The 23,315-nt window shown below is 65.7% G+C and carries 24 protein-coding genes and 1 tRNA gene; 10 read left to right on the top strand and 15 right to left on the bottom strand.

What is annotated here, in order from left to right; translation table 11 throughout:
- Nucleotides 1-76 precede the first annotated feature (76 nt).
- From WC585_RS00125 to WC585_RS00115, 3 genes are all read right to left on the bottom strand, one after another.
- Nucleotides 77-286: an RcnB family protein gene (locus WC585_RS00125; RefSeq protein WP_373255463.1), complete on the bottom strand. Its 210-nt coding sequence runs from the start codon at nt 284-286 to the stop codon at nt 77-79.
- A 41-nt stretch (nt 287-327) separates the two neighbouring features.
- On the bottom strand, nt 328-900 hold the full coding sequence (locus WC585_RS00120; protein WP_373255462.1) for a hypothetical protein: 573 nt from the start codon (nt 898-900) through the stop codon (nt 328-330).
- Nucleotides 901-1,183: 283 nt separating this feature from the next.
- Nucleotides 1,184-1,774, bottom strand: a complete 591-nt coding sequence (locus WC585_RS00115; protein WP_373255459.1) for an RcnB family protein — start codon at nt 1,772-1,774, stop codon at nt 1,184-1,186.
- A gap of 158 nt (nt 1,775-1,932) precedes the next feature.
- Between WC585_RS00115 and WC585_RS00110 the strand changes: the two genes are divergently transcribed.
- Nucleotides 1,933-2,655 carry a glutathione S-transferase family protein gene (locus WC585_RS00110; protein ID WP_373255456.1) on the top strand — a complete coding sequence of 241 codons (723 nt, stop codon included), beginning with the start codon at nt 1,933-1,935 and terminating at the stop codon, nt 2,653-2,655.
- 191 nt (nt 2,656-2,846) lie between these two features.
- Nucleotides 2,847-3,149 (top strand): SEL1-like repeat protein, encoded by a 303-nt coding sequence (locus WC585_RS00105; protein ID WP_373255453.1) that lies wholly within the window; start codon nt 2,847-2,849, stop codon nt 3,147-3,149.
- 156 nt (nt 3,150-3,305) lie between these two features.
- On the opposite strand, the gene WC585_RS00100 is transcribed toward WC585_RS00105, so the two are convergent.
- Nucleotides 3,306-4,118, bottom strand: coding sequence for a polysaccharide biosynthesis/export family protein (locus WC585_RS00100; RefSeq protein WP_373255451.1), 813 nt, complete (start codon nt 4,116-4,118; stop codon nt 3,306-3,308).
- A gap of 73 nt (nt 4,119-4,191) precedes the next feature.
- Between WC585_RS00100 and WC585_RS00095 the strand changes: the two genes are divergently transcribed.
- Both WC585_RS00095 and WC585_RS00090 read left to right on the top strand, forming a co-directional pair.
- Complete coding sequence (locus WC585_RS00095; protein ID WP_373255449.1) at nt 4,192-5,649, top strand: GumC family protein; 1,458 nt, start codon at nt 4,192-4,194, stop codon at nt 5,647-5,649.
- A gap of 37 nt (nt 5,650-5,686) precedes the next feature.
- Complete coding sequence (locus WC585_RS00090) at nt 5,687-6,388, top strand: hfsB (protein ID WP_373255448.1); 702 nt, start codon at nt 5,687-5,689, stop codon at nt 6,386-6,388.
- Here WC585_RS00090 and WC585_RS00085 read toward each other — a convergent pair.
- The 5 genes from WC585_RS00085 to WC585_RS00065 all read right to left on the bottom strand — a co-directional run bounded on the left by WC585_RS00085 (nt 6,385) and on the right by WC585_RS00065 (nt 11,479).
- Nucleotides 6,385-7,329 carry a glycosyltransferase family 2 protein gene (locus tag WC585_RS00085; protein WP_373255446.1) on the bottom strand — a complete coding sequence of 315 codons (945 nt, stop codon included), beginning with the start codon at nt 7,327-7,329 and terminating at the stop codon, nt 6,385-6,387. The genes WC585_RS00090 and WC585_RS00085 overlap by 4 nt on opposite strands.
- Nucleotides 7,329-8,261, bottom strand: a complete 933-nt coding sequence (locus WC585_RS00080) for a glycosyltransferase family 2 protein (protein ID WP_373255444.1) — start codon at nt 8,259-8,261, stop codon at nt 7,329-7,331. Before WC585_RS00080 ends, WC585_RS00085 begins: the two co-directional genes overlap by 1 nt.
- Nucleotides 8,258-9,709, bottom strand: a complete 1,452-nt coding sequence (locus WC585_RS00075; RefSeq protein ID WP_373255442.1) for a lipopolysaccharide biosynthesis protein — start codon at nt 9,707-9,709, stop codon at nt 8,258-8,260. The genes WC585_RS00080 and WC585_RS00075 overlap by 4 nt, the downstream gene beginning before the upstream one ends.
- 3 nt (nt 9,710-9,712) lie before the next feature.
- Nucleotides 9,713-11,296, bottom strand: a complete 1,584-nt coding sequence (locus tag WC585_RS00070; protein WP_373255441.1) for an exopolysaccharide biosynthesis polyprenyl glycosylphosphotransferase — start codon at nt 11,294-11,296, stop codon at nt 9,713-9,715.
- Between the two features lie 91 nt (nt 11,297-11,387).
- Nucleotides 11,388-11,479, bottom strand: a tRNA-Ser gene (locus tag WC585_RS00065).
- 155 nt (nt 11,480-11,634) lie between these two features.
- On the opposite strand from WC585_RS00065, the gene WC585_RS00060 reads away from it, so the two are divergent.
- The 3 genes from WC585_RS00060 (at nt 11,635) to WC585_RS00050 (ending at nt 13,930) form a co-directional block, all read left to right on the top strand.
- The gene (locus WC585_RS00060) at nt 11,635-11,940 is read left to right on the top strand and encodes an SCP2 sterol-binding domain-containing protein (RefSeq protein WP_373255440.1); all 306 of its coding nucleotides are present in this window, start codon (nt 11,635-11,637) and stop codon (nt 11,938-11,940) included.
- 79 nt (nt 11,941-12,019) lie between these two features.
- Nucleotides 12,020-13,228, top strand: coding sequence for an acyl-CoA dehydrogenase family protein (locus WC585_RS00055; protein ID WP_373255438.1), 1,209 nt, complete (start codon nt 12,020-12,022; stop codon nt 13,226-13,228).
- A gap of 234 nt (nt 13,229-13,462) precedes the next feature.
- The gene (locus WC585_RS00050; RefSeq protein ID WP_373255435.1) at nt 13,463-13,930 is read left to right on the top strand and encodes a GNAT family N-acetyltransferase; all 468 of its coding nucleotides are present in this window, start codon (nt 13,463-13,465) and stop codon (nt 13,928-13,930) included.
- A gap of 919 nt (nt 13,931-14,849) precedes the next feature.
- Here WC585_RS00050 and WC585_RS00045 read toward each other — a convergent pair.
- Together WC585_RS00045 and WC585_RS00040 are read right to left on the bottom strand one after the other, a co-directional pair.
- Entirely contained in the window at nt 14,850-15,425 is a 576-nt protein-coding gene (locus WC585_RS00045; protein ID WP_373255434.1) for a hypothetical protein, read from the bottom strand.
- A gap of 85 nt (nt 15,426-15,510) precedes the next feature.
- A complete protein-coding gene (locus WC585_RS00040; RefSeq protein ID WP_373255432.1) occupies nt 15,511-15,915 on the bottom strand; it encodes a hypothetical protein in 405 nt (134 codons plus the stop codon).
- A 501-nt stretch (nt 15,916-16,416) separates the two neighbouring features.
- Here WC585_RS00040 and WC585_RS00035 point away from each other — a divergent pair.
- Complete coding sequence (locus tag WC585_RS00035) at nt 16,417-18,303, top strand: ABC transporter ATP-binding protein/permease (protein WP_373256764.1); 1,887 nt, start codon at nt 16,417-16,419, stop codon at nt 18,301-18,303.
- Here the strand turns inward: WC585_RS00035 and WC585_RS00030 are convergent.
- The 4 genes from WC585_RS00030 to WC585_RS00015 form a co-directional block, all read right to left on the bottom strand.
- Nucleotides 18,300-18,773 carry a chemotaxis protein CheE gene (locus WC585_RS00030; protein WP_373255431.1) on the bottom strand — a complete coding sequence of 158 codons (474 nt, stop codon included), beginning with the start codon at nt 18,771-18,773 and terminating at the stop codon, nt 18,300-18,302. The two genes, WC585_RS00035 and WC585_RS00030, sit on opposite strands and share 4 nt — an antisense overlap.
- Entirely contained in the window at nt 18,770-19,384 is a 615-nt protein-coding gene (locus WC585_RS00025) for a response regulator (RefSeq protein ID WP_373255429.1), read from the bottom strand. Before WC585_RS00025 ends, WC585_RS00030 begins: the two co-directional genes overlap by 4 nt.
- Nucleotides 19,385-19,444: 60 nt before the next feature.
- Entirely contained in the window at nt 19,445-20,395 is a 951-nt protein-coding gene (locus tag WC585_RS00020) for an acetyl-CoA carboxylase carboxyltransferase subunit alpha (protein WP_373255428.1), read from the bottom strand.
- 86 nt (nt 20,396-20,481) lie between these two features.
- On the bottom strand, nt 20,482-21,381 hold the full coding sequence (locus tag WC585_RS00015) for a site-specific tyrosine recombinase XerD (protein ID WP_373255425.1): 900 nt from the start codon (nt 21,379-21,381) through the stop codon (nt 20,482-20,484).
- Between the two features lie 113 nt (nt 21,382-21,494).
- Between WC585_RS00015 and WC585_RS00010 the strand changes: the two genes are divergently transcribed.
- Both WC585_RS00010 and aroB read left to right on the top strand, forming a co-directional pair.
- Entirely contained in the window at nt 21,495-22,061 is a 567-nt protein-coding gene (locus WC585_RS00010) for a shikimate kinase (protein ID WP_373255423.1), read from the top strand.
- Nucleotides 22,058-23,164 (top strand): 3-dehydroquinate synthase, encoded by a 1,107-nt coding sequence (gene aroB, locus WC585_RS00005; RefSeq protein ID WP_373255422.1) that lies wholly within the window; start codon nt 22,058-22,060, stop codon nt 23,162-23,164. Before WC585_RS00010 ends, aroB begins: the two co-directional genes overlap by 4 nt.
- The last annotated feature ends 151 nt before the right edge of the window (nt 23,165-23,315 follow it).

The raw sequence follows: 23,315 nt of genomic DNA, 5'->3' as shown, positions 1-23,315 counted from the left end.
CTGCAACCATGGAAAGACGACATGAAAACGCCGCCCGGTCGCAAGACCGGGCGGCGCATCATCCGTGTACAGAAGGCTACCAGCTCCAGGCGTCGCGGATCACCTCGATGATGTAGCCGTCATACTGGTCGATCAGATAGATGTTGTTGTCGACCAGCACCCAGCGCGTGCCCTCGGGTGGATAGCCCAGCCCATAGGTACGCCAGTCGTTCAGTTGATACCGCCAGAACGTCGTCGGCAGATACTCACCCACGCGGTAGTCGCGGTTATAGTAGCTGCGCGGCACGCTGTAGTAGCCATAGCCGGGCGCGAAATAGAAGCCGATCCTCAGGCCGCTGTAGCCCCGGAACCGCCTGTCGTTACGCCACCAGTGACGATCGCGGTTCTGATACCAGTTCTGGCGCCACTGCTCGCTGTTGAAGCGACGACGGAACTCCCGGTGATTGCGGTCGCGGTCGTTGTTCCAGCCGGGACGGTCGGGACGATCGGGACGATCCGGCCTGTTCGGGCGGTCGGGCCTGTCGGGCCGGTCCGGTCTATCAGGCCTGTCAGGGCGGTCCGGCCTATCTGGACGGTCTGGACGAGGACGATCCGGTCTGTCGGGCCGATCCGGACGGTCCGGCCTGTCGGGGCGCGGCCTGTCGGGTCGGTCAGGTCTGTCCGGGCGATCTGGCCTGTCGGGGCGCGGCCTTTCTGGACGATCTGGTCGGTCGGGTCTGTCGGGACGCTCCGGCCTTTCCGGTCGATCAGGGCGGGGTGTGCTGGGCCGCTCAGGAGTCTGCGGACGGTCAGGCCTTTCCGGGCGTGGCCGCTCTGGGCGCTCCGTTCGTGGGCGTTCAGCTCTGGGTTCCTGAGGGCGCTCGGTGCGTTGCCGTTCACCGCGCGATCCACGATCGCCACTACTAACGCGGCCATCCTGATTTACACGGGCTTCCCGGTCCTGGGCCAGAACAGCCATGGGGGCTGCCGCCGGGACAGCAAAAGAAGCGACCGCAGCCGCCATCAACAATGACCGTTTCATCGTCTTCCTGATCTCCGCACACCCAGTGGGTGGCTTGGATAGAGGATCGGTGTTTTCGCATGAACCCAGACTGAACGAAGGTCCGTCATTTCTTACGCTTTCGTCATGAAAACGCCCCGCCGACAGAGATCGACGGGGCGCTTTAACTCTACTGTGCCCGGTCTAGAAGACGCCGGACAGTACGCTTGCGATCAGGCCAGATGCGACGGCGATAAGGACGATGTCGTTGCCGGCATGGACGTAGCGATAGCCACGCGGGGCCGGCCGCAGGCCGTAGACGTAGGGATCGTTCACGTAATAGCCGCGATAGGCCGAGGGCAGGTAGCTGCCGCGCGTCCAGCGCGTGTTGTAATAGCGCGGCTCAACCCGATAGTAGCCCCGGTTCGGGGCGTACCAGTAACCCTGGCGGGCACCGCGATAGTCGCGGAAGTCGGCGCGGCCTTGCCACCAGTTGCGATTGTTGCGGTCATACCGGCGCTCCTGACGGAAGTCCCGGCGGTCATCGCGGCGATCTTCGCGGAAGTCCCGTCGGTCGTCCCGGCGGTCACGGCGGTATTCGCCGCGGTTGCGATAGTCGCCTTGGCGGAAGTCACGACGGTCGTCGCGGCGCTCCTGACGGAACTCGCGGCGGTCGTCACGGCGTTCCTGGCGGTATTCGCGGCGGTCACCCCGGTCCTGGGCCGCAGCGGCCACTGGAATGGCGGTGGTCGCCATGGCCACGGCGATGACGGCGGCCTTGGTAAAACGGTTCATGATCGTTCTCCTTTACTCGGGTCGGCGACGGAAAAGGCGATCCGGCCCGTTTGATAACCAAACTTCGCGCGCGGCCGATGAACTGTGCCTGAATGGGTCTGTCAGCTTGCGCGGGTGCGGCACCATGCCCAGATGGCAAGGTGAACAGGAGCCGCGCCATGACCACCGCCCCCATCCAGCTCTGGTACTGGCCCACGCCCAACGGCTGGAAGGTGTCGATCGCGCTGGAGGAGATGGGCCTGCCGTACGAGGTAAAGCCTGTGAACATCGGCACGGGCGAACAGTTCGAACCCGCCTTTCAGTCCATCAGCCCCAATGGCCGCATGCCCGCCATCGTCGATCCGGATGGGCCGGACGGCCTGCCGCTATCGATCTTCGAGTCAGGCGCGATCCTGCAATATCTGGCGACCAAGTCCGGCCAGTTCTACGCCAAGGATGCCCGAGGCCGGGCCGAGATCGACCAGTGGCTGTTCTGGCAGGTCGGCGGCCTTGGTCCCATGGCAGGGCAGACGCATCATTTCCGCCAGTATGCGCCCGCCATCATCAAGGATCAGCGCCAGATCGCCTATGGCGTGCGACGCTACACGGACGAGACCCACCGTCTCTACGGCGTGCTGGACCGCCGCCTGGCCGATCGCGATTTCGTCGCCGGGGCCTATTCCATCGCCGACATGGCTATCTGGCCCTGGATCCTGCCCGAGCATCAGGGTCAGAACATCGACGAGTTTCCGAACCTGAAGGCCTGGCTGGCGCGTGTCGGCGAACGACCGGCGGTGATCAAGGGCAGGGCGGTCGGCGATGAACTGCGTGCCAATCTGGCCGCCAGCGGCAAGGCGGCCGAGGAGGCCCGCAAGGTGCTGTTCGGACAGCGCGGTCGTTAAGCTCTCGCCAACGACTGTAAACGCCGGGTTTCCAATAGATTTCAGCTTGATGAAGGTCCTCGATCGTCTTCATTTCGGCTTTACGAAAAACATCTTCGCCACGGTTTGGCCGTTAACATTAACTTCAAACCACGGGTATCTTATCGGCGTCACAGGATGGGCCAGAAAGGCCGGTTCCAGGAGACACGGTGATGATCGCGCAAGAAACCGCGCCTGACGCAATCTACGAGCAGGGCCTGCCCCTGCCGACGGCCGACATGAGCGGGGACGACCTGTTCCGGCTGGGCATGATGTATTCGACGGGCCAGAACGGCTGCCCCATCGACCGCGTCTCGGCCCACATGATCTTCAACCTCGCTGCCATGAAGGGCTCGATCGAAGCGCGCGTCTATCGCCGCGAAATGTCTAACGAGATGGAGCGCGAGGAAATCTCGGAAGCTCAGAAGGCGGCTCGCCGCTGGATCGACGCGGGCGTGGTCAGCCTCGCAGCCTGAGTCGGTGGTCAGCCTCGCAGCCTGAGGCGGCAGCCTACAGACGAGCGTTAGCGCCCCAACCCGCGCTCAAGCAGCGAGACGCCGCGCGTCGAGCGATAGCGCCATAAAAATCAGGCGCTCAAGCAGCGAGCGACCGCGTCGCGAGCGTTAGCGCCTCTAAAACTGCTGATACTGCCCGCCCAGCGCATAGGTGAAGCCCACCGGCAGGGCGTTGCGGAACTGGGTCACGAAGTTGGCGACCTCGCCCAGCGTCGTGCGCGGCACGAACAGGATGTCACCCCGCCGCAGGGCGATGACCTCGCCCCGGCGAGGCCGCAGATCCGCCGCCCGCAGCATGCGGGTGCCACCGCGACCGCGCCGGATCAGCGCTACCTCCTGCTGACGCGCCGTGGGCAGGAAGTCCCCGGCCTGGATAATGGCCTGATAGGCGTCGAGGTCGCCGCTCATCTCGATCATGCCGGGTGTGCGGACCTCGCCCCCGACCCAGACGCGGATCGGTCCAGCTGTCTTCAGCGTCACCTCGACCATCGGCCGTCTCAGCTGGCTGGCAAAGGCACTGGATGCATCGGCCTCCAGTTCCGCAATGGTCCGATCCGCCGCCATCAACTGGCCGACCAGAGGCAGGGATACCCTTCCGTCGGGTCCGATCCGCTGGGTCCGGGTCAGTTCGGTGGCCGTCGGGGTCGCGATCTCGATCTCGTCCCCGGGATACAGGACGTATTCCTGCTCGGCGTCGCTCCATTCGGAAAAGCCGATTTCCGGAAAGCTGTTGCGGTCCAGGGTCTGGACGCGATTGCCGCCGGGCTCGGTGCCCGGGCCCATCAGGCGCGAGGCCATGCCGCCCGTGCTTGCGCAGCCACCGACCATTCCGGTGGTGAGGGCACCCATGCCGAACAGAAGCAGGCGGCGGTCTATGGGCATGGCAGAATCGGTCCTGAAGGCGATGTCGAAACACAGGTTAGCGGACATGGGTAACCATCAGTTAACGCCGGTGGCCCAAGGCTGATCATCACAGTCCGATTTGATGGAATCAGTGCGCGCCATGCGTTCGACGGCCTACACCACAGCCCGCCCGCGCTACGGCTTCATGGACGTCGTGGGCCTGCTGTTCCGCGAGCTGATGCTGATGATCGCGGTCTTCCTGCTGATCTTCGCCATCGGGGCCGCCGTCGTCCTGACGATGAAGAAGACCTATACCTCCACCGCCAGCATCTATGCCGGCGTGGGTCAGGAATATGCCTATCAGGCCCGGGTGGGCACGATCACCGAGCGGGGCCAGACGCTGGAGTCCGACGCCGTCGCCCAGTCCGAGGCCGCCATCCTGAACAGCCTGGGCGTCAAGCGTCGCGCTGTCGAGGTGCTCGGCCCCGCCGCCGTCCTGGGTCCCAGGGCCAAGGGCACACGCGCCGAACAGGTGACGGCAGCGGTCAAGGCCATCGACGGCGGTCTTGGCGTCGGCGTCACGCCGGGCAGCGCCATCATCTCCGTTTCTTACGAAAGCGGCGACCCGGAACGCGCGGCTACGGTGCTGAATGCCGTCATCGACCAGTATCTGGTCCAGCGCCGAACCCTGTTCCGCGACCGTGCGGCCCCGGCCATCGCCAGCCAGCGCGAGGCCTTCGAGGATGAACTGGGCGACGCCGACGCCGCCTATGAAAACTTCCTGCGCACCAACAACATCGGCGACTTCGCCACGGCCAAGGCGACCCTGGCCGCGACCTATCAGACGACCTATGCCGAGACCCTGTCGGTTCGCGCCCAGCTTAGCCAGGCGTCGCAGAGGCTGGCCACCCTGGAGCGCCAGCTGGCCCAGCAGCCGGCTGAGGTCGTCCTGCAGCAGGATCTGAACGTCCAGGCCCAGGACCAGATCCTGACCCTGCGCACCCAGCGCGAGAACCTGCTGGCGCGCTATAACGAAGACGCTCAGCCGGTCCGCGATCTGGACGAGCAGATCGCCCAGCTTCAGGCCTATGTCGCCACCGGCACCACGGTCGGCGCGCGCGAGGTCCGCACGGGCCCCAGCACCATCTTCACCGAGATCGAGACGACCCGCATCAACGCCGCCGCGGACCGCGACGCCCTGCGGGCCCGCCTGGGCATTCTGGAGGGTCAGCTGGCGCAACTGCGCGCCCGCCAGGCCGAACTGACCCAGCTGGAATCGACCAACGCCAATCTGGCCGGCAACCGCGAGGTCCTGACCGCCTCCATCCGCGACTTCCAGCAGCGCGAGAGCGCCGCCCGCGCCGACAGCGCCCTGGTCGCCGCCGGGGCCGACAACGTCAATGTCATCGCCCGGGCAGAAGCACCGACGCGGGGCACCAGTCTGAAACTGCCCCTGCTGGCCGCCGCCTTCCTGTTTGCGGGCTTGACGGCCCTGTGTGTGGGTCTGCTGCGGGTCTTCACCCGGCGGGGCTATCCCACGCCGGCGACCGTCGGGCGGACCATGGACCTGCCGGTCCTGGCCGTCGCGCCGATGAAGACCGCGCCGCGCGGCGCATGATAGGCTTGAAGCCAGTCGTGAGCGCGTAACGATTCGCATGGTCGATCTGACATCCGAAATGGCAGCCCTCTGGGCGGCGCTGGGACCCGCGCCGGGCCATCGCGGACGTGTGATCCAGATCGCGGCGGCCAACTCTGGCGAAGGCGTCTCCACTGTGGCCCGCGAATACGCCCGGCTGGCGGCGGTCCGGGCGCGCAAGCCCGTCTGGCTGATCGATGCCGACCTGGCCCAGCAGGGACAGCTGGACGCCGTGGCCCAGTCGCCGGACCGCTTCGGCAAGCTGGGCAACGCAGCGATCGCCACGCCGGACGGCTCCATCTTCTATGCTGTGACGCCTCGCATCATGGATCGTGGCGGACGACCCGTGCATCCCGCGCGTCTGCTGACCGCGCGACCCTGCCTGGGCGGTCGGCTGTGGGTGACGAAGTTCGCAGCGGAAGCTCTTAGGGCCGGTCAGAGGGCCGAGGCCATCGGCGATCCGCGCTACTGGGACGCCCTGCGCCGCCATGCCGATACGGTGGTGATCGACGCCCCCGCCGCAGACCGCAACGACCTGTCGATCACCCTGGCACCCATCGTCGATTCGACTGTCATCGTCGTGGCGGCGGGCAGCACCGCCCCGAACGAGCCCCTGATCCTGCGCGACGAAATCGAGGCCGCCGGTGGCAGGATTGCGGGCGTGGTGGTCAACCGCTCGACCTACGACCCGCCGGCCTTCCTGAAGAAGCTGGCAGGTTAGGCCTTCGCCTTCTCCAGCCGTGCCAGTTCGCGCGCACCATAGAAGTGCGGCTCGAAGCCCTTCATCCAGAACAGCTTTCCGACCCCACGCGCGGTCCGGTCATACATCCCGGCACGGCGTGGGCTTCGGACGATGGCCAGCGCGACAGAGCCCGCGCCCCACACCCCGGCCTGCGCCGCCCCGATCAGCATCCACCGCGCCACGCCTGCCCAATCCTTTGCCGCCGCCGCCGTCTGGCTGGGCCCCTGGCCATAGGCGAAGGCGCGGGCCAGGGCATAGCGCAGGGTGGCCCGGTGCGGCGGCGCAAACTCTTCGACCCAGGCTTCGGCCGCCCAACCGAACCGACCGCCACGCGCCGACAGCGCCGCGAACAGGGCATCATCCTCGCCGCCCGCCTGATCCGAGGACGTGTTGAACGGGGCCGGGCCGGGCAGGGCGGTCGCCCGCACCATCAGGGAGTTTCCGCACCCCCAGGGCTGATCGATCACCTGCGTCGTCGCCGGACCGTGACGCCCGAAGAACCTCTCCAGATAGGGCTGCAACCAGGGTTCCGCCGAGGGAGCCCGCCCTGTGATAGGGCCGAACACCACATCGGCACCCGTCTGCGTCTGTCCCTCCAGCAAGGCCGTCAGCCAGCCGGGCGAGGCGACCTCGTCGTCGTCCAGAAAGGCGATCAGCGCTGCCTGGGTCGCTGCCAGCCCGGCATTCCGCGCCGTGGCCACGCCTGGCACCGGTGCATGGACATAGGTCAGGGGCCAGGGTGTCTCGGCCTGCAGACTCTCGACCAGATCGCGTGCTGAGCCCGTCGGGTCGTTATCGACCACCACGACCTCGCCGACCCGGTCCCCGACAGACTGCTGAGCGAAGACCGACCGCAGGGCATCGCGCAGGCCGTCGGGCCGTCGCAGGGTCGGGATGATGACCGCGATATCACCCGTCATCAGATCGCATCCGCATAAAGCGCCGCGCGGTACAGGCGCAGTGAGAAGGCCCGCGCCCTGACCGGCAGCCAAGCCGCCTCGGCTCCGCGACGCATCATGCGTCGCCAGACCGGCAGACCGGGCACGCGCTTCAATAGCCGCGCCACCTTGTGGCTCGGGTAGGCCGCGACGATCTCCGGATGGCGCTGGGCCATGCGGGCGAAATTGGGGGCCGATTGCTCGTATTTGCCGGCCAGGGCCTGGACCGTATCAAGCCCCATGTGCGTCGCCGGATTATCGATGTGCAGCACCTCGAACCGCCGCGCCACCCGCATGGCCCACTCCACATCCTCCCAGCCCCAGCCCGTGAAGCCGGGATCGAACGCCTCGGCCTCGAACACATCGCATCGGACCAGCAGGTTGGAGGTGTAGACGTATTTCTCCGGCTGTTTCGCCCGCTCGGTATGGGCCACGCACTCGGATGCGGCCGCCAGTGCCCGATGCACCGCGAAATTCGCATCGGTCGGGGCCTGCAACAGGGAAAAGCCCCCGAAGGCCACAGCCGGGTCGCGCGAATGGATCAGGTCCGCCCAGGTCCGCAGGAAGCGATCGCTGTCCGGCCGCATGTCGCTGTCCAGAAACAGCAGCGTGCCCCCCCGCGCCGCTGAGGCCAGCCGGTTGCGCCCGATCGCTCGCCCTTCGTTGACGGTCAGGGTGATCAGGCAGACAGGAAGGGTCAGGCTCGCCAGTTGCTGTGTCAGCTGCGCGGTCAGAGCCGCATCGCCGGTGCCGTCGTCCAGCAGGATGATCTCGACCGAACCCGCCAGCGCAACCGCCTCGCGCTCCAGCATGGCCAGCAGTTCGCTCGGGTCGTCCCGCAGGAAGGGCGTCAGGACAGACAGCCGCGGCTCCGCAGCCTGCCACGTCGGGCTGAGGGTCAGGACCGCGCTCATGCCGTCGCGCGCCTGGCCCGCAGGCGTACCGCCAGTCTCAGCGCCACATCTCGTATGCCTGACGCATTCAGCGTCAGCGCCACCGCGGCATAGATCACGCCCCCGACCGCCGCATCCATCACCAGTTCCGCGAACCCACCGATGGCGGGCAGGGCCATCACCGCCAGCGCCATCACGCCTGTTGCGATCAAACAGCGCACCAGGGCGTCCCAGGGCACGGGCAGGGCCACGACCCGCCGCCCGATCAACCAGGTCGCCAGCAGGCCCACGGCAAAACTGGCCGCCGTCGACCAGGCCGCCCCGACCAGTCCGAAGCGCGGCACCATTATGAAGTTCAGCACGATGTTCAACACCGCCGGAATGGCCATGGCGCCCAGCAGCCGCTTGGTCTTGCGTCCCAGGGTGAAGGCCTGGCCGAAGTAATAGGCCGTCAGCCCGAACAGCAGGGCCGACAGGGCGATCCACGGTGTCACGCTGGTCGCCGCCACGCGCAGTTCTTCGCCGATCAGCACCTCCGACAGCGGCCGCGCCACCAGCGCCACCCCGGCGGCGGCGGGCAGGCCGATCAGGAAGAAGGTCGAGGCCTGCTCGCGCGCGGCAATCTTCAGCTGGCTCAGCCCCCCGCGCTCCAGCGCCATGACCATGGCCGGCTGACCCGCAGTGCCCAGCCACAGGAACATGACGTCCAGCGTCCGGTTCGCGATGGAATAGCTGGCGTGATAGGCTCCCACCGCCGCCTCATCCATATAGAAGGCCAGCAGGAACCGGTCGGTCGAGGCCAGCACCACCGTCAGCGCCAGCGACGCCGCGATGGGATAGCCGTACAGGGCGTAGTCCCGCACCCGCGCCCGCTCCAGTCGCCCTCCGGCCCCGTGTTTCAGCTCGCCCGGCAGGATGAAAGGCAGGGCGATCAGCGGGGCCAACCCCAACCCCAGCAAGGGGGCCGCGCCGCCTGCGCCCGCCAGCGCAAAGCCGATGCCGATACTCAAGCCCCCGATGGCCACGGCCATGTCCAGTCGCGCCGCCTTCGACACCTCGCCCGCCGCGCGGTACCGCTCCTGCGCCAGCTTGACGAAGGCCCGGATCGGGCACCCCGCCAGCCCCGCCGCCAGGGCGATCTTCAGCAGCGGATCGGCCGGCCACAGCCACAGCACCAGCGCCACCACCGGCACGAAACCCAGCGTCAGCAGCCCGGCGGCGCGGTACAGGCTGGCGAAATGGCCGATCAGGTCGGCCCCCGGTTTCGACGAGGCCCAGAACCGGGCCATCGACGCCTCCATCCAGCTGAACACCGCCACATGGGCCAGGGTCAGGACGGAAAACGCCAGAGCGTACCGCCCGAAATCCTCCGGGCTCAGCAGGCGCGTGAAGACGATTATCGCCAGAAAGCCGACCACCCCCTGCACGATATTGGCGGGCAGATAGCCCCAGACCCCGCGCCAGAACATGGCTCAGCGCACCGCGCTGCGGTCGCCCAGCAGGACGGGCACCGTGATCGCCATGACCCACAGGTCCAGCCACAGCGACTGGCGCTCGACATAGTCGATGTCCAGTTGCACCCGGCGGCGCACGTCCTGGGCGGTGTGCAGCGGGCCGCGCGAGCCGTTGACAGCGGCCCAGCCCGTCATGCCCGGCTTGATGCGGTGGCGATGTGCGTAGTCCGCGACCAGTCGCGCGCTCTCGACATGGCCGGTCTTCATGCCGATGGCGTGGGGGCGTGGACCGACCAGAGACATCTCGCCGGTCAGCACGTTCAGCAGTTGCGGCAGCTCATCCAGGCTGGTCTTGCGGATGAAGCGGCCGATGCGCGTCACCCGGTCGTCGTCCTGGGTCACCTGACGGCTGGCGGTGGCGTCGGCGGTCTCCTGGCGCATGGAGCGGAACTTCCACACCACGATCTCCTCGTGATTGAACCCGTGGCGTCGCTGGCGGAAAAAGATCGGCCCCGCGCTGTCCAGCCGGATCGCCAGCGCGACCACCGCGATCACGGGGGCCAGCAGGATCAGCGCAAGAAGGCCGATGAAAAGGTCCTGCATCCGCTTGTTGAAGGCCCGCCTGTCCGGATCGACCGGCCCCTGGATGTCCGCCAGAGGTGCCGCCGCCAGCCGGTCGAGTGCGGAATTGGTTTCCTCCACCCCCGTCGGCTCGACCAGCAGGGTCACCTCATTGGGCAGCAGGCTCAGCCGGTTGTTCAGCTCGCGCACCCGCGCCTCGGCCTTGGGATCGATGGCCAGCACGATCCGGTCGACATAGGGCGTCATCTTGTGGCTCAGCAGGTCATCCGCCGTCCCAAGCACCGGCACCCCTTCGATCGCGGTCGGCGAGCGTGCCAGCCGGTCGTCGAAGATGCCCAGCACATTCAGATCGCGCCGCTTCAGCGCCTCGCGGATCAGGCTCTCGGCCCGCCGCGTCGCCCCGACCAGCACGATATTGGGCGTCAGAGCTCCGGACGCCCGCCACTTCCGCACCAGCCCGCCCCAGCCCATGTGCAGCCCGGTCAGCACGATCAGCGTCAGCGCGATCCAGCTCAGCACCCCGACCCACTGCCCCTGCGGCGCGCCCGTGAAGGCCAGACTGCCCAAGGCCGCGATCCCGCCTATGCCCACGATGGCGATCACCGACGTCAGGTGCGACGAGGCCGACTGTCGCCGCGAAAATCGATATCGCCCCAGCGAGCGCATCAGGGCCAGAACCACCACCGCCCCGATCACATACGGCGCGACATGGGCCAGGGGGCTCTGGAATACGCTGTCGGGCGTGCTCAGCGCCGCACAGCCCAGACTGATCGCCACCACGGCCAGAACATCAAAGGCGCGGAAATAATGGGCCGCCAGACGCGAGGCATGTCTCTGACGCGCATTCAGCCAGACATCGGGGCGAAACGGCCCACGCCGCGCGGCGCTGTCGTCAACGCGTGACGCCTTCCTGCGGCCCTTGGCCAAGGCCTGCAGGCCCACGACCGCCTCCGCCACGGTCTCGCCCGCGACGGCATCCCCGCGAACGGGGTCGGGCATCAGGCGGGCGGCATCAGGCATGAAGCGGGCTTTGAGCGGGCTGCGTCGGAACAGCACCCATCCTGCCCCACGCGCTCTCACTGTCGCGTTAACAGCCTGATTTTTCATGGAGTGGCGGAGACGCAGGGATTCGAACCCTGGGTACCCCTTACAGGGTACGACGATTTAGCAAACCGTTGCTTTAAGCCACTCAGCCACGTCTCCGTTAAGCGGGTGATTAGCCGAGGGCGATGGCTTGCGCAACGGGGTCCGCAGCGATCTCGCCAACTTGACGCCGCGTGACCTTGGCACGCTTGCATTCCCGGTCTAGGTCCATGTCCTCAACCGGTCTTCGCGACCGATCAGCAGAGGAAACGCACATGCCCGATCTGGCTCAAGTCACCGAACACATCCGCGGCGCCGTGGGCGACAACTCCGGTCTGGGCAAGACCGTGAAGCTGGACCTGGGCGACACCGGCAAGATCTACATCGACGGCGCCTCGGTCCCGAACACCGTGACCAACGAGGACAAGCCCGCCGACGCCACCGTCTCGATGGCGTGGGACGACTTCATGGCCCTTTCCGAGGGCAAACTCGATCCCATGATGGCCTTCATGCAGGGCAAGCTGAAGATCGCCGGCGACATGATGATCGCCCAGAAACTGGCCCCGCTGCTGAAGCGCTGAGCTTGAGCTAGACCCTGTCTTTCAGCGGCGCGGTGCCTTTGGGTGCCGCGCCGTTTGTTTATTGAAGAGGACCCTCCCCATGGATTTCCGTCACAGCGACAAGGCTCTGCACTGGCAGGAGCGCGTGGAGCGCTTTCAGGCCGATCACGTCATCCCGCGTGCCGAGGAATACTGGGCCCAGGTCCATGCCGACCACACCGTCCAGCCTCCCGCCATGGAGGAAATGAAGGCGAGGGCCAAAGAGGCCGGTCTGTGGAACATGTTCCTGCCGGGCGAACATGGTGCGGGTCTGACCAATCTGGAATACGCCCCCCTGGCCGAGATCATGGGCCGTCACCTGTGGTCGGCCGAAGTCTATAACTGCGCCGCCCCCGACACCGGCAATATGGAAGTGCTCCATATGTACGGCAACGAGGACCAGCAGGCCCGCTGGCTCAAGCCGCTGATGGCGGGCGACATCCGCTCCGCCTTCCTGATGACGGAGCCTGAGGTGGCGTCGTCGGACGCAACCAATATCCAGACCTCCATCGTGCGCGACGGCGACGACTATGTGATCAACGGCCGCAAATGGTGGTCGACCAACATGGGCCACCCCAACGTCGCCATCGCCATCGTCATGGGCAAGACCGACACCGGCGCCGCCACCCACCAGCAGCAGTCCCAGATCCTGGTCCCCACCGACACCCCCGGCTTCCGGGTCGAGCGTATGCTGACGGTCTTCGGCTATGACGAACGCCCCATTGGCCATGCAGAGGTCGTGCTGGACAATGTCCGCGTCCCCGCCACCAATCTGATCGCGGGCGAGGGCAGGGGCTTCGAGATTGCCCAGGGGCGCCTCGGGCCGGGCCGTATCCACCACTGCATGCGCACCATCGGCGCCGCCGAACGCGCCCTGGACCTGATGGTCAACCGCCTGCTGACCCGCACGGCCTTCAAGAAGAAGATCGCCGAACACTCCGTCTGGGAACAGCGCGTCGCCGACGCCCGCATCAACATCGAAATGTGCCGCCTGTCGGTGCTCAAGGCCGCCTGGATGATCGATCAGGCCGGAGCCAAGAACGCCAAGTCCGAGATCGCCCAGATCAAGGTCGCCGCCCCGAAAATGGCGCTTCAGATCATCGACGACGCCATCCAGGCCTTCGGCGGTGCCGGCGTCAGCGGCGACTTCCCCCTGGCCGAACTCTACGCCGGCGTCCGCACCCTCCGCCTCGCCGACGGCCCGGACGAGGTCCACAACCGCACGATCGCGCGACTGGAGTATGCAAAGCACGGGGGGCGTGGGGGGTAGCACCCTCCGCTTCGCTCGAGGCCAGACCTTTAGTCCCGGGCCCCGCAGGCAGGGCACCACAGCCAAATCGCTTGCGGGTCCGGGATGACAGTTTGGAACCTGATCCGTAGTCGACACCGCTGAGAGATTGTGTCCCGGCTTTCTGCACCAAGCGCCGAAAGCGTGCGCAGCTTACGTCAGCTCGGGGTGGAAAGCGGACTTGAATCGCGCCTACGCTGACTGAGGAGTATCGGTATGACGTTCAAGGTGCGACCGGAGCAAGACGAAGCAGACCGCGTATTCATTCGGGGGCTAAACGCGCGATTGCGCGGAGTGATCAATGCCCCGACCCATTCCAGGACAGAGGTCGAGACGTTTCAGGAGCGCTTCACCGCTTCGGCTTGGGCAGACTTAGAAGTGGATGGCACCACATTCGTTGCGGTCAGCGAGCAGGGTCAACGGCTCGGCTATGTGAATGTCCGCGAAAGCGCCGATGAAATTGCGGATGAGCGGTGCGGCTATATCGCGCTCCTAGCGGTCGCCAAGGAAGCCGAGAGCGAAGGAGTGGGTCAATCCCTTCTGCGCGCCGCCGAGGAATGGTCGAAGGACAAGGGGTTTAAGCGTATCGCTTTGGATGTTTTCGCAAGCAATTCTCGAGGACAGCGATTCTACGAGACCGCTGGGTTCAAGCCGGAAACCCTTCGCGTGGTCAAGCGCCTCTAGCCACACGGCTTGAATGTCGCTTTAGGGCCGAAAGCGGATTGTCGCCTAAGGGGGGAAGCGGACGCTGGCCTTCTCCTTTTCCATAGGGACGAGCAAGTATTAGGTCGCAATAAATATTGCCGTCACGATCAGAAGCCCCACAAAGAAACTCATGACGAATCGGGGAACAAATGTTGAAACAAAACCTCTGATAAAGCCTGCTCTGTATTCAGCATTACGCCAGTTTAATCGTATATCTTGAAAATCTTCGATGAAGCCTGGCCTTTTCATCCGTCATTCTCCACAAGCGAGAGACCGGAAGGGGCCGACGTGGCATTCACGGTGCGACTTCGATTGGTGCCACGGGCACGAAATGCCCGCAATGCGTCGATTGCGGACCTTGGCGTCTTTGCCGAAAGCAGACATCCAAGGCACTTGCTCCCCACTGAAATTCCGGACGTCTGCTATGGGTGGAAAGCGGTCACAGGAGTTTTGCTGCAAACCGGATGCGCAGTTTCATTTAAGGATACGGCGCACGCGGTGTGTTCGGAAAGCTGAGACCAAGTAGGTCACCGACGCATAGGCCATTCCCAAGACGGTTGGGATGCCAACCAGAAAGCAAACAACTGCCCTCAGGCGATTGGTAGGTTGAAAAACGAGGACCCAAAGCAGGAGTGCGGCCAGTGGTGTAAACCACGGAAACATCACGTCCTGGCTTTGGAGATACCAAAGCTCTGGTTTTGATAAGCGACCTTTTTGGCGAAGGTAGCTATGGTATTTGGCAATCCAGACCAATGCTGCTGCCTCCTGATCCGCCTTGTTAGGCGTTCAAAGCTGCTGTCCGCAATGTGTCGAGTGCCGACATGCGCGAACCCGACGTCAGGTGAGTCTAGCAGCGGACGTGCCGAATGTCCGCGAAGGTGCAAAGCGGGCACCCCATTTACAACGCCGCCGGTGCTTGGCGGCAGGCGTAAGCGACGCCGTAGGGCTTTCCGAAACAGGATATGAGCCCGTCCAGAACATCCAGGTTTGGTGGCCAGGGCATCGACGGTTCGTCCGGCCTCATCAGGATTGCCTCGCGGGGTAGCCGGGACAGCCGATCCCTTGCTGTCTGCAACCGTTCCATATCGCTCTCCAGGAACGCGATACTTCCCTCGCGGTAGAGCTTTTGCCACTCAGGCTCGTCCAGATATTCCGCCGCCTTCATGAGCTCGAGGGCTCGCGCTGAGTCTCCTTGCAAGGCGAGCACTTGAGCTTCGTGCCACATCAAGAGACTGACGTTCGCCGCGCCGAGGATGGGGCCGTGCCGGGACCGATATTCCGACAGGACGTCGTCCGCGTAGTTGGAGCAAGACAGGCTGCCATCCAAAGAGCGCCAGCCATCAGGTCCTTGATCAAAGGCGGCAAACGACATGTCCAGCATTGCGTCAGCATCTGCCTCGCAGCTTTGTTCCGCAGGTCTGGCGCAGCCTGCGAGCCCGAGAAACAAACAGATCGCGAAAACCGTGCGGAACATGCGTCCCCCTCAATGCGCTGCCTCAGGGCACCGCCGGCATGCCGGTAGAAAAGCACGCTTCAGGACCAACCTCTGACATGGTTGTTCAACCCTGTCCCCGCCGTGGAGGGCAGTCAGGATCGCGAACAGTCTCGTCGACAACGCGATAACCGCCGACGTCGTCTCGGACGATGTGAAGCGCCGTTTGAGCAGAATAACTGCCGCCGTTGCGCGCTTGATCGTTAAAACAGGCGATCACACCGTCGGATGTCGTCCGCAGTATCTCGAGGCTGACAATCCACCCGTCCTCGGGCCGCTCCAGAGAGGCCTGCCCTCCTGCGATGCTCAGACCGGAGAATGCCCAGTCGACGGGACGTCGCAGGCCAACTTCTCGGCTCGGGCCAGTGGAGTTCCTGAAGGATGTCAGGTCCAGGCCATGGAGAACTTCGGCAGCGGACGGAGCGGATTGCAGCGAGACGACGAACGTCATTAAGGCGAGAAACGACAACATGCTGACTCCACACCCGCATCGACGGCGGTTTTCGATCATGCGCCATCTGCCGACGCGCGCAAGGTCTGCACTGTGCCAGCGTGTCTGCCCGGCGGGGCTGCAGAATGTCTCCGGAGACGCTCTTTTGCGGACAGTGCCTTCCCGCCCCTGATCCTCGCGCTCCTTCCGATCCGTGGGTGGAGACTATCGCCCCGCTACGGCGGCGAACTTCCTTCATCCGGCTCCTTGCGCCCACCTCTCATCGTCCCCTTGTGAGGGTTGGCGAGATCGGCAGCGATCCACGCCGCGCAAGGGTCTTTCACATCGTCATCCTCTTCGGAACCGGGGCCCGCATGCGCCCTGGACCCGATCTCAAGCGGGGCGCAAAGGTCGCGTCTCCCGGACGGAAATGTCTCTACCCTTTTTCTGGAGACACCGGCCCTTCCGGACCCGCCTCTCGTCAGACGGGGAATGCGCGCCACCCCCTTTGCGGAACCCCCGGCGCGGTCCATATCTGCGCTCATGCGCGGTGAACGGTCGGGGCGGAAATCGGATTCTCTGGCCAAGGCGGCGCAGGCGGGACTGGCCGCGCCCGTCGCCGAGAGCCCACCGACCTGGCAGGCGCTGGGCGACCTGATCAAACTGGTCGGCCGGTCCAATGCCCCCCACCTGCGCCTGCGCCTGATCGGGGCCATCGCCATGACCCTGGCGGGCAAGGCCTTGGGCGTCCTGGCCCCGCTGGTTCTGGGCGCGGCGGTCAACCACCTGGCCTCGGATCAGCCGACCGAGGTCGCCATCGGCCTGGGCTTTGCCGGTTTCGCCGTCGGCTGGGCCATCGTACGGCTGCTGTCGGCGATTGCCCCCAATGCGTCGGACGTGGTCTTCGCCCCGGTCCGTTCCGCCGCCCAACGCACGGCGGCGACCGAAACCTTTGCCCACGCCCTGAACCTGTCGCTGGACTTTCACCAGACCAAGCGGTCCGGCTCCCTGTCGCGGACCATGGATCGCGGGGCGCGGTCGGTTGATTTTCTGCTGCGCATCCTGGCCTTTAACCTGGTCCCGACGGGCGTCGAGCTGGTGCTGGCCGCAGGCGTCCTCGCCGGGGCCTACGACTGGCGCTTCGGCGCGGTCGCCGTGGTCGTGGTGGCCGTCTATGCCGCCTCCACCTTCGCCCTGTCCAACTGGCGGCTGGAACACCGCCGGGAAATGAACGCCGCCGACACAGAGGCCGCAGGCGTCTCCGTCGACGCCCTGCTGAACTATGAGACCGTCAAGTCCTTCGGGGCCGAGGCCCGCGCCGCCCGCACCTATGACGCGGCGCTCGGCGACTACACCCGGGCTTCGCTGAAGGCCAACAGCTCGCTGGCCCTGCTCAATGTCATGCAGGCCGTGATCATGAACGTCGGCCTGGGCGTGATGGCCGTCATGGCCGGGTTCGAGGCCGCCGCCGGGCGGATGGGGCCGGGCGACGTCACCGCCGCCGTCCTGATTCTGATCAGCCTCTATGCCCCCCTGAACATCCTCGGTTTCGCCTATCGCGAAATCCGCCAGTCCTTCATCGATATGGAGGAGATGCTCAAGGTCACGCGCCAGACGCCCCAGGTCGCCGATGCCCCCGACGCCATCGCCCTGGCCAAGCCGGACGAGGGCTGCGCCTCCGAACTGCGCTTCGAGGCGGTCGGCTTCCGTCACGACGCCCGGGCCAGCGGGCTGGAGGATGTCAGCTTCGTCGCCGCGCCCGGCACCACCACCGCCCTGGTCGGTCCCTCCGGCTCCGGCAAGTCCACCATTGTCAAACTGGCCCTGCGATTGCTGGACCCGCAGGAGGGCAGGGTGCTGATCGACGGGCGCGATGTGCGGGCCGTGACGCAGGAGAGCCTTCGTGCTGCCGTCGCCCTGGTGCCGCAGGATGTGGCCCTGTTCAACGACACGATCCGCGCCAACATCGGCTTTGCCCGCCCCGACGCGGACGAGGCCGCCATCTGGGCCGCCGCCGACGCCGCCGAGCTGGACGACTTCATCCGCGGCCTGCCCGAGGGCATGGACACGCGCGTCGGCGAACGGGGCCTGAAATTGTCGGGCGGCGAGCGTCAGCGCGTCGGCATCGCCCGCGCCCTGCTGGCCGACCCCTGCATCCTGATCCTGGACGAGGCCACCAGCGCCCTGGACAGCCGCACCGAAGCCGCCATCCAGAAGACCCTGCGCAAGGCTCGCAGCGGCCGTACCACGCTGGTTGTGGCCCACCGCCTGTCCACCATCGCTGACGCCGAACAGATCCTGGTGCTGAAAGCCGGACGCGTCATCGAGCGCGGGGCCCACCACGAACTGGTCGCCCGTCAGGGTGGAGAATACGCGGCGCTCTGGCGCAAGCAGACACGCGGTGCCCGCACCGGCCAGATGGCGGACTAGGCCTTGGGCGCAACCTTGCGCAGCAGGATCTGGCGCAGGCTTTCCAGCACCTGATTGCGGGCATCGATCTCTTCGACCGGCAGGGTCTGCAGTAGCCGTAGCGACCGCGCGTGAACGGTCACGATGCGCCAGTCGAAAGGCTGGCCCGGCTGGGCCGCGTCGATCACGTCGCACAGCCCCGCTGCGCCCTTGCACAGGTCGTCCAGCTCGAACGGGCTGGCCGCATCGATGACGGCGTTGGCGGCGTGGTAGACCTCCTCCAGCCGCCTCGCCAGTTCCATCGGACTTTCCGGGGCCGCGATCGATTCCAGAGCCGCGATCTGCGCATCGACCACGGCCGACGCCTCGGCCCGCTTGGCCTCGATATTGGCCCGCGCCTGTGTCAGGGCCACGCCGATGCTGACCCCGCCGGGCTTGTCGATCATCTGGGACAGGTTTGACTTGCGGCGGGCGTGGGTAATGACCGTCATCTTGCGCCTCCTGAGGCTGCGCGTTGTTCGGCATCGAACTGAGCCTTGCGGATCATCCCCGCGCGGCGCTCCTGACCAGGCGGATCACCTTGCCGAAAGCGGCGATCCGGTCCGAAATAGTCTCCGACCTCAAGGAACGGCCGACTGTCTCGCGCCACCCAGACCAGCCTCTCCAGCAGGGTCGAGGCGCTGAACGGCTTGGTGATCACGAAACTGGCCCCGCAATCGCGCGCCTCCTTGACCTTGGAGCGTCGGACGTGGGCCGCGGTCATGATGACGGGGACAAAGGCATTTGGATCCAGCCCCGACCGCCTCAACCAGCGCACCAGGGCGTAGCCGTCCATCTCCGGCATTTCACAGTCGATGATCAATAGATCGACGTTGTGATCTTTCAGAATTTCCATCGCCTCGGCCCCGCTGTTGCAGGCATAGCGGGTCTTGATCCCGAAGCCGAGCAGAGCCTGGCTGGTCAGATCCAGCGCAAAAGGGGAGTCATCGACAACCATGGTGACCGCGCCGGTCAGATTGATGACGGAGCTCTCGCGCAGCGATTCGCCGACACCGCCCGACGGGCGCGAGGTTTTGGCAGGGGCGGCTGGAACCATGGCCATAATGTGCCACGCGCTAGGTAGCGGGACGGTTAACGCCGGGGTCAGATCTTGCGCTGTGGCTCAGCCCAGACGGCCTATGGCGTAGTAGCGGTCGGCACGCGCTTTCCGGATTTGTTCTGGCGTCAGGGTCGAGAGGGCAGCCAACTCCTCGGCTAGGACGTCGCCGACCGTGGCGATGGTCGCGTCTGCATCGGCATGTGCCCCGCCAAGCGGTTCCTCGATGATCCGGTCGATGATCTTCAGTTCCAGCAAATCCGGTGCCGTGATCTTCATGGCCATGGCCGCATCCCTCGCCCGGGCCCCGTCGCGCCACAGGATGCCGGCGGCACCCTCGGGCGAGATAACCGAATAGATGGAGTGCTCCAGCATCAGCACACGCCCGGCTGCAGCAATTGCGATGGCCCCGCCCGATCCGCCTTCGCCCGTGATCGTAGCGATGGAGGGCACGCCCAATGTCAGACACCGCTCGGTCGAGCGGGCAATGGCCTCGGCCTGACCGCGCTCCTCGGCGCCCAGACCCGGATATGCTCCGGCCGTATCGACGAAGGTCAGGACTGGCAGGCCGTACTGCTCGGCCAGATCCATCAGCCGTACGGCCTTTCGATAGCCCTCGGGCCGGGCCATCCCGAAGTTGTGGGTCACGCGCGACTGGGTGTCGTTGCCCTTCTCATGGCCCATGACCACGACTGGCGCGCCTCTGAAGCGAGCCAGTCCGCCGATGATCGCCTGGTCGTCGCCGAACTGGCGGTCGCCCTTCAGCTCCTCAAAGTCGGTGAACAGGCCGTCGATATAGTGGCTGAGGTGAGGACGCTGCGGATGGCGCGCCACTTGGGTCTTCATCCACGGATCCAGACCGGCATAGGTCTTCTTGCGCAACTGCTCAGCCTTCTTGCGCAGGCCGTCGATCTCGGTCTCGAACGAACCGGAGGTCGAGGCGAGCAGCGACAGCTCCTCGATCTTGTCTTCCAGATCGGCGATTGGCTTTTCGAACTCGAGATAATGCGTGGCCATGAAGGCGTCCGGTCAAAGGCGCACACTGGCGCGTCGGAGAAGGCGGCGGAACCTAGTGGGCGGAACGCCGTGGGGCAAGAGAGGGTTCAGCCGTCCCGCGCCAACGGATGATGCTGCGTTACCACCTGCGTCAGCCGATCCGTGGCCACATGGGTATAAATCTGCGTCGTACCGATGTCGGCATGGCCCAGCAGGGTCTGGACGACGCGTAGGTCGGCCCCGCCCTCCAAAAGATGGGTGGCGAAGGCGTGACGCAGGACATGCGGGCTGACGCGTGCCGGGTCGATGTTTGCCTCGATGGCCGCCTGATCCAGCAGTTGGGCAAATCGGCGCGGGGTCAGGTGGCCTTTGGCGGCAGATGACGGGAACAGCCAGGGACTATCGGGGACCTTGGGCGCTCGCGCCGCGTCTCGTGCCACCAGCCAGGCCTTCACCGCCTCCCGCGCCGAGCCGTTCAGCGGGGCCAGCCGCTCCTTGCCACCCTTGCCGCGCACGATCAGCCAGGCCGGGTCGCGCCGCACCGCCTCAACCTTCAGTGCCAGCAGTTCCGACACGCGTAGGCCCGACGCATAGGCGAGCTCCAGCAGGGCTATCAACCTCAGGCCTGCATGCCCGTCCCGCACGGCCACCACGCCCAGCAGTCGCTCGATCTCCTCACGTGAGAGCACCTTGGGCAGCGACCGCCCCTGTTTCGGCGCATCCAGCCGCCGCGAGGGATCGTCCGTTCGCCAACCCTCGCCAAGCGCAAAGCGATAGAACTGCCGCACCGCAGAGCGCCGCCGTGCCTGGGTCGCCGCCGAAAGCCCCCGGCTGGCCAGGGAGGCATACCAGGCCTCGACTTCGGCTTCGTCTGCCTTCATCAGGCCCGACGGTGTACCCGCATCTGCATCAGCCAGATCGCGGCCGTAGGCGGACAGTGTATGGGGTGAAGCGTCGCGCTCGACCGCCATCATCTCCAGAAAGGCCTCGATCTGGGCATCGCTCATTACGCAACACGCTTTCGCAAGGCCGCGCTTGGTGTAGAGGATGGTGGGGTCATGCCGTGCCTAAACCCGTCCCCGCCGCGCTGCACTGTCCGTTCGTTCCCTGAGGGACGTCCGTGATCGAGCCTGTAGTTCCGTCCGAACCGATTCCCACGCATGAGCGTAGCATAGCCCTGGTGGGGCTGATGGGCGTGGGGAAATCGACGGTTGGTCGCCGACTGGCTCGGCGGCTGGGCCTGCCGTTTGCCGATGGGGACGCAGAAATAGAGAGCGCTGCGGGGATGACGGTCTCCGATATCTTCAGCCAGCTGGGGGAGGGCGAGTTTCGCGCAGGCGAGGCCCGGGTCATGAGGCGGTTACTGGACGGTCCTCGTATGGTGCTGGCCACTGGCGGCGGTGCCATTCTGAATGTGGACACTCAGGCGTCCCTCAGTGCGCGAGCGGTGACCGTGTGGATGCGTGCCGATCTTCACACCATCGCCCAGCGCGTTCAGCGGCGCGATACGCGACCCCTGTTGCGCGGACGGGATCCGCTAGAGGCCCTCAAGGGCCTGGCCGAGGCCCGTTACCCCCTTTACGCCACCGCCGATCTGACCGTGGATGTCAGCGACGGGGCTCATGCCCAAGCGGTGGAGGCGATTGTCAGGGCCTTGCAGGCGCATTGGGCGAGGACATCCGCATGATCACAACCATTTCCGTCTCCGGAACAGGTTTTCAGCCTTATGACGTAGTCGTGGGGCGTGGTGTGCTGTCCGAATTGGGGCCGCGTCTGGCTCCCTTAGCTAAGGGGCGCACGGTCGTCATCACTGACGAAATCGTTGCCGCCTTGCACGGTCCGGCCGCCATGGCCAGTCTTGAGGGGGCAGGGATCAAGGCCTGGCTTCTGACGGTCCCGCCGGGCGAAGGCTCCAAGTCCTTCGCCGAACTGGAGCGGGTGCTGGACCGTATGATCGCGTTTGGACTGGACCGTCGCGATCTGGTGGTCGCTCTTGGCGGCGGTGTGGTCGGAGACCTCGCAGGCTTGGCGGCCGCCCTGTTTATGCGCGGGATTGACTTCGTTCAGGTGCCGACGACCCTTCTGGCTCAGGTGGATTCCTCCGTCGGAGGCAAGACGGCGATCGATACGCCGCGCGGCAAAAATCTGATCGGGGCGTTTCATCAGCCACGACTGGTCCTGGCGGATATCGATGTGCTGGCTACATTGCCGGAGCGGCAGTTGCGCTCTGGTTGGGCCGAGGTGTTGAAACACGGCCTGATCTGCGACGCCGTCTTCTTCGACTGGCTGGCAGGGGAGGGGGCACAGGGTGTGTCCGGCGACCCTGACGCTCTGCATCGTGCCGTGGTCCGCTCCGTCGAGATCAAGAGCGCCATCGTCGGAGAGGACGAGAAGGAGGCGGGCCGCCGCGCCCTGCTGAACCTTGGCCACACCTTTGGCCACGCCATCGAGGCAGAACTGGGTTTTGACGAACACGCCCTAGCGCATGGGGAGGCGGTCGCTCTGGGCTGTGCTATGGCCTTCCGCTATTCGGCGGCGAGGGGGCTGTGCGAACTGCAGGACGCGACGCGCGTAGACGCGGTCATCGCCGCGGCCGGACTGCCTACACGCCTGTCGCAAGCGGGATCGTTCTCGGCTCAGGCCCTATTGAACCGCATGCACGGCGACAAGAAGGCCGAGGGAGGGGCCCTGACCTTGATCCTGGCGCGCGCCGTAGGCGACACATTCGCCGACAAGGCCGTGGATGCATCCGCGCTGCTAACCTGCCTGAGAACAGAAGGCGCAGTTTAGGCATGGGCCATCAAGCCTGGCACCATCACCCCCACAGGTCCGGGTCGGTGGTGGGGTTGTGGAAGATACGGGCTTCCAGATCGTTGAGGGGCAGGTTGTGGTCTGATCTGGTCAGGCCGGAGAGCAGTTCCAGCATGGACGATCCCTGTCC

Source organism: Brevundimonas sp., from assembly GCF_041648055.1.
In the GTDB taxonomy this organism is placed as follows: Bacteria; Pseudomonadota; Alphaproteobacteria; order Caulobacterales; family Caulobacteraceae; genus Brevundimonas.
Note: the sequence above shows the minus strand (reverse complement) of the source record. Positions and strands in the feature narration are given on the sequence as shown.

Excerpts from the sequence above, each read along its gene's own strand:
- WC585_RS00115 (WP_373255459.1), bottom strand. The coding sequence starts at position 1,774 with ATGAACCGTTTTACCAAGGCCGCCGTCATCGCCGTGGCCATGGCGACC.
- WC585_RS00110 (WP_373255456.1), top strand. The coding sequence starts at position 1,933 with ATGACCACCGCCCCCATCCAGCTCTGGTACTGGCCCACGCCCAACGGC.
- WC585_RS00105 (WP_373255453.1), top strand. The coding sequence starts at position 2,847 with ATGATCGCGCAAGAAACCGCGCCTGACGCAATCTACGAGCAGGGCCTG.
- WC585_RS00100 (WP_373255451.1), bottom strand. The coding sequence starts at position 4,118 with ATGTCCGCTAACCTGTGTTTCGACATCGCCTTCAGGACCGATTCTGCC.
- WC585_RS00095 (WP_373255449.1), top strand. The coding sequence starts at position 4,192 with ATGCGTTCGACGGCCTACACCACAGCCCGCCCGCGCTACGGCTTCATG.
- WC585_RS00090 (WP_373255448.1), top strand. The coding sequence starts at position 5,687 with ATGGTCGATCTGACATCCGAAATGGCAGCCCTCTGGGCGGCGCTGGGA.
- WC585_RS00085 (WP_373255446.1), bottom strand. The coding sequence starts at position 7,329 with ATGACGGGTGATATCGCGGTCATCATCCCGACCCTGCGACGGCCCGAC.
- WC585_RS00080 (WP_373255444.1), bottom strand. The coding sequence starts at position 8,261 with ATGAGCGCGGTCCTGACCCTCAGCCCGACGTGGCAGGCTGCGGAGCCG.
- WC585_RS00075 (WP_373255442.1), bottom strand. The coding sequence starts at position 9,709 with ATGTTCTGGCGCGGGGTCTGGGGCTATCTGCCCGCCAATATCGTGCAG.
- WC585_RS00070 (WP_373255441.1), bottom strand. The coding sequence starts at position 11,296 with ATGCCTGATGCCGCCCGCCTGATGCCCGACCCCGTTCGCGGGGATGCC.
- WC585_RS00060 (WP_373255440.1), top strand. The coding sequence starts at position 11,635 with ATGCCCGATCTGGCTCAAGTCACCGAACACATCCGCGGCGCCGTGGGC.
- WC585_RS00055 (WP_373255438.1), top strand. The coding sequence starts at position 12,020 with ATGGATTTCCGTCACAGCGACAAGGCTCTGCACTGGCAGGAGCGCGTG.
- WC585_RS00050 (WP_373255435.1), top strand. The coding sequence starts at position 13,463 with ATGACGTTCAAGGTGCGACCGGAGCAAGACGAAGCAGACCGCGTATTC.
- WC585_RS00045 (WP_373255434.1), bottom strand. The coding sequence starts at position 15,425 with ATGTTCCGCACGGTTTTCGCGATCTGTTTGTTTCTCGGGCTCGCAGGC.
- WC585_RS00040 (WP_373255432.1), bottom strand. The coding sequence starts at position 15,915 with ATGTTGTCGTTTCTCGCCTTAATGACGTTCGTCGTCTCGCTGCAATCC.
- WC585_RS00035 (WP_373256764.1), top strand. The coding sequence starts at position 16,417 with ATGCGCGGTGAACGGTCGGGGCGGAAATCGGATTCTCTGGCCAAGGCG.
- WC585_RS00030 (WP_373255431.1), bottom strand. The coding sequence starts at position 18,773 with ATGACGGTCATTACCCACGCCCGCCGCAAGTCAAACCTGTCCCAGATG.
- WC585_RS00025 (WP_373255429.1), bottom strand. The coding sequence starts at position 19,384 with ATGGCCATGGTTCCAGCCGCCCCTGCCAAAACCTCGCGCCCGTCGGGC.
- WC585_RS00020 (WP_373255428.1), bottom strand. The coding sequence starts at position 20,395 with ATGGCCACGCATTATCTCGAGTTCGAAAAGCCAATCGCCGATCTGGAA.
- WC585_RS00015 (WP_373255425.1), bottom strand. The coding sequence starts at position 21,381 with ATGAGCGATGCCCAGATCGAGGCCTTTCTGGAGATGATGGCGGTCGAG.
- aroB (WP_373255422.1), top strand. The coding sequence starts at position 22,058 with ATGATCACAACCATTTCCGTCTCCGGAACAGGTTTTCAGCCTTATGAC.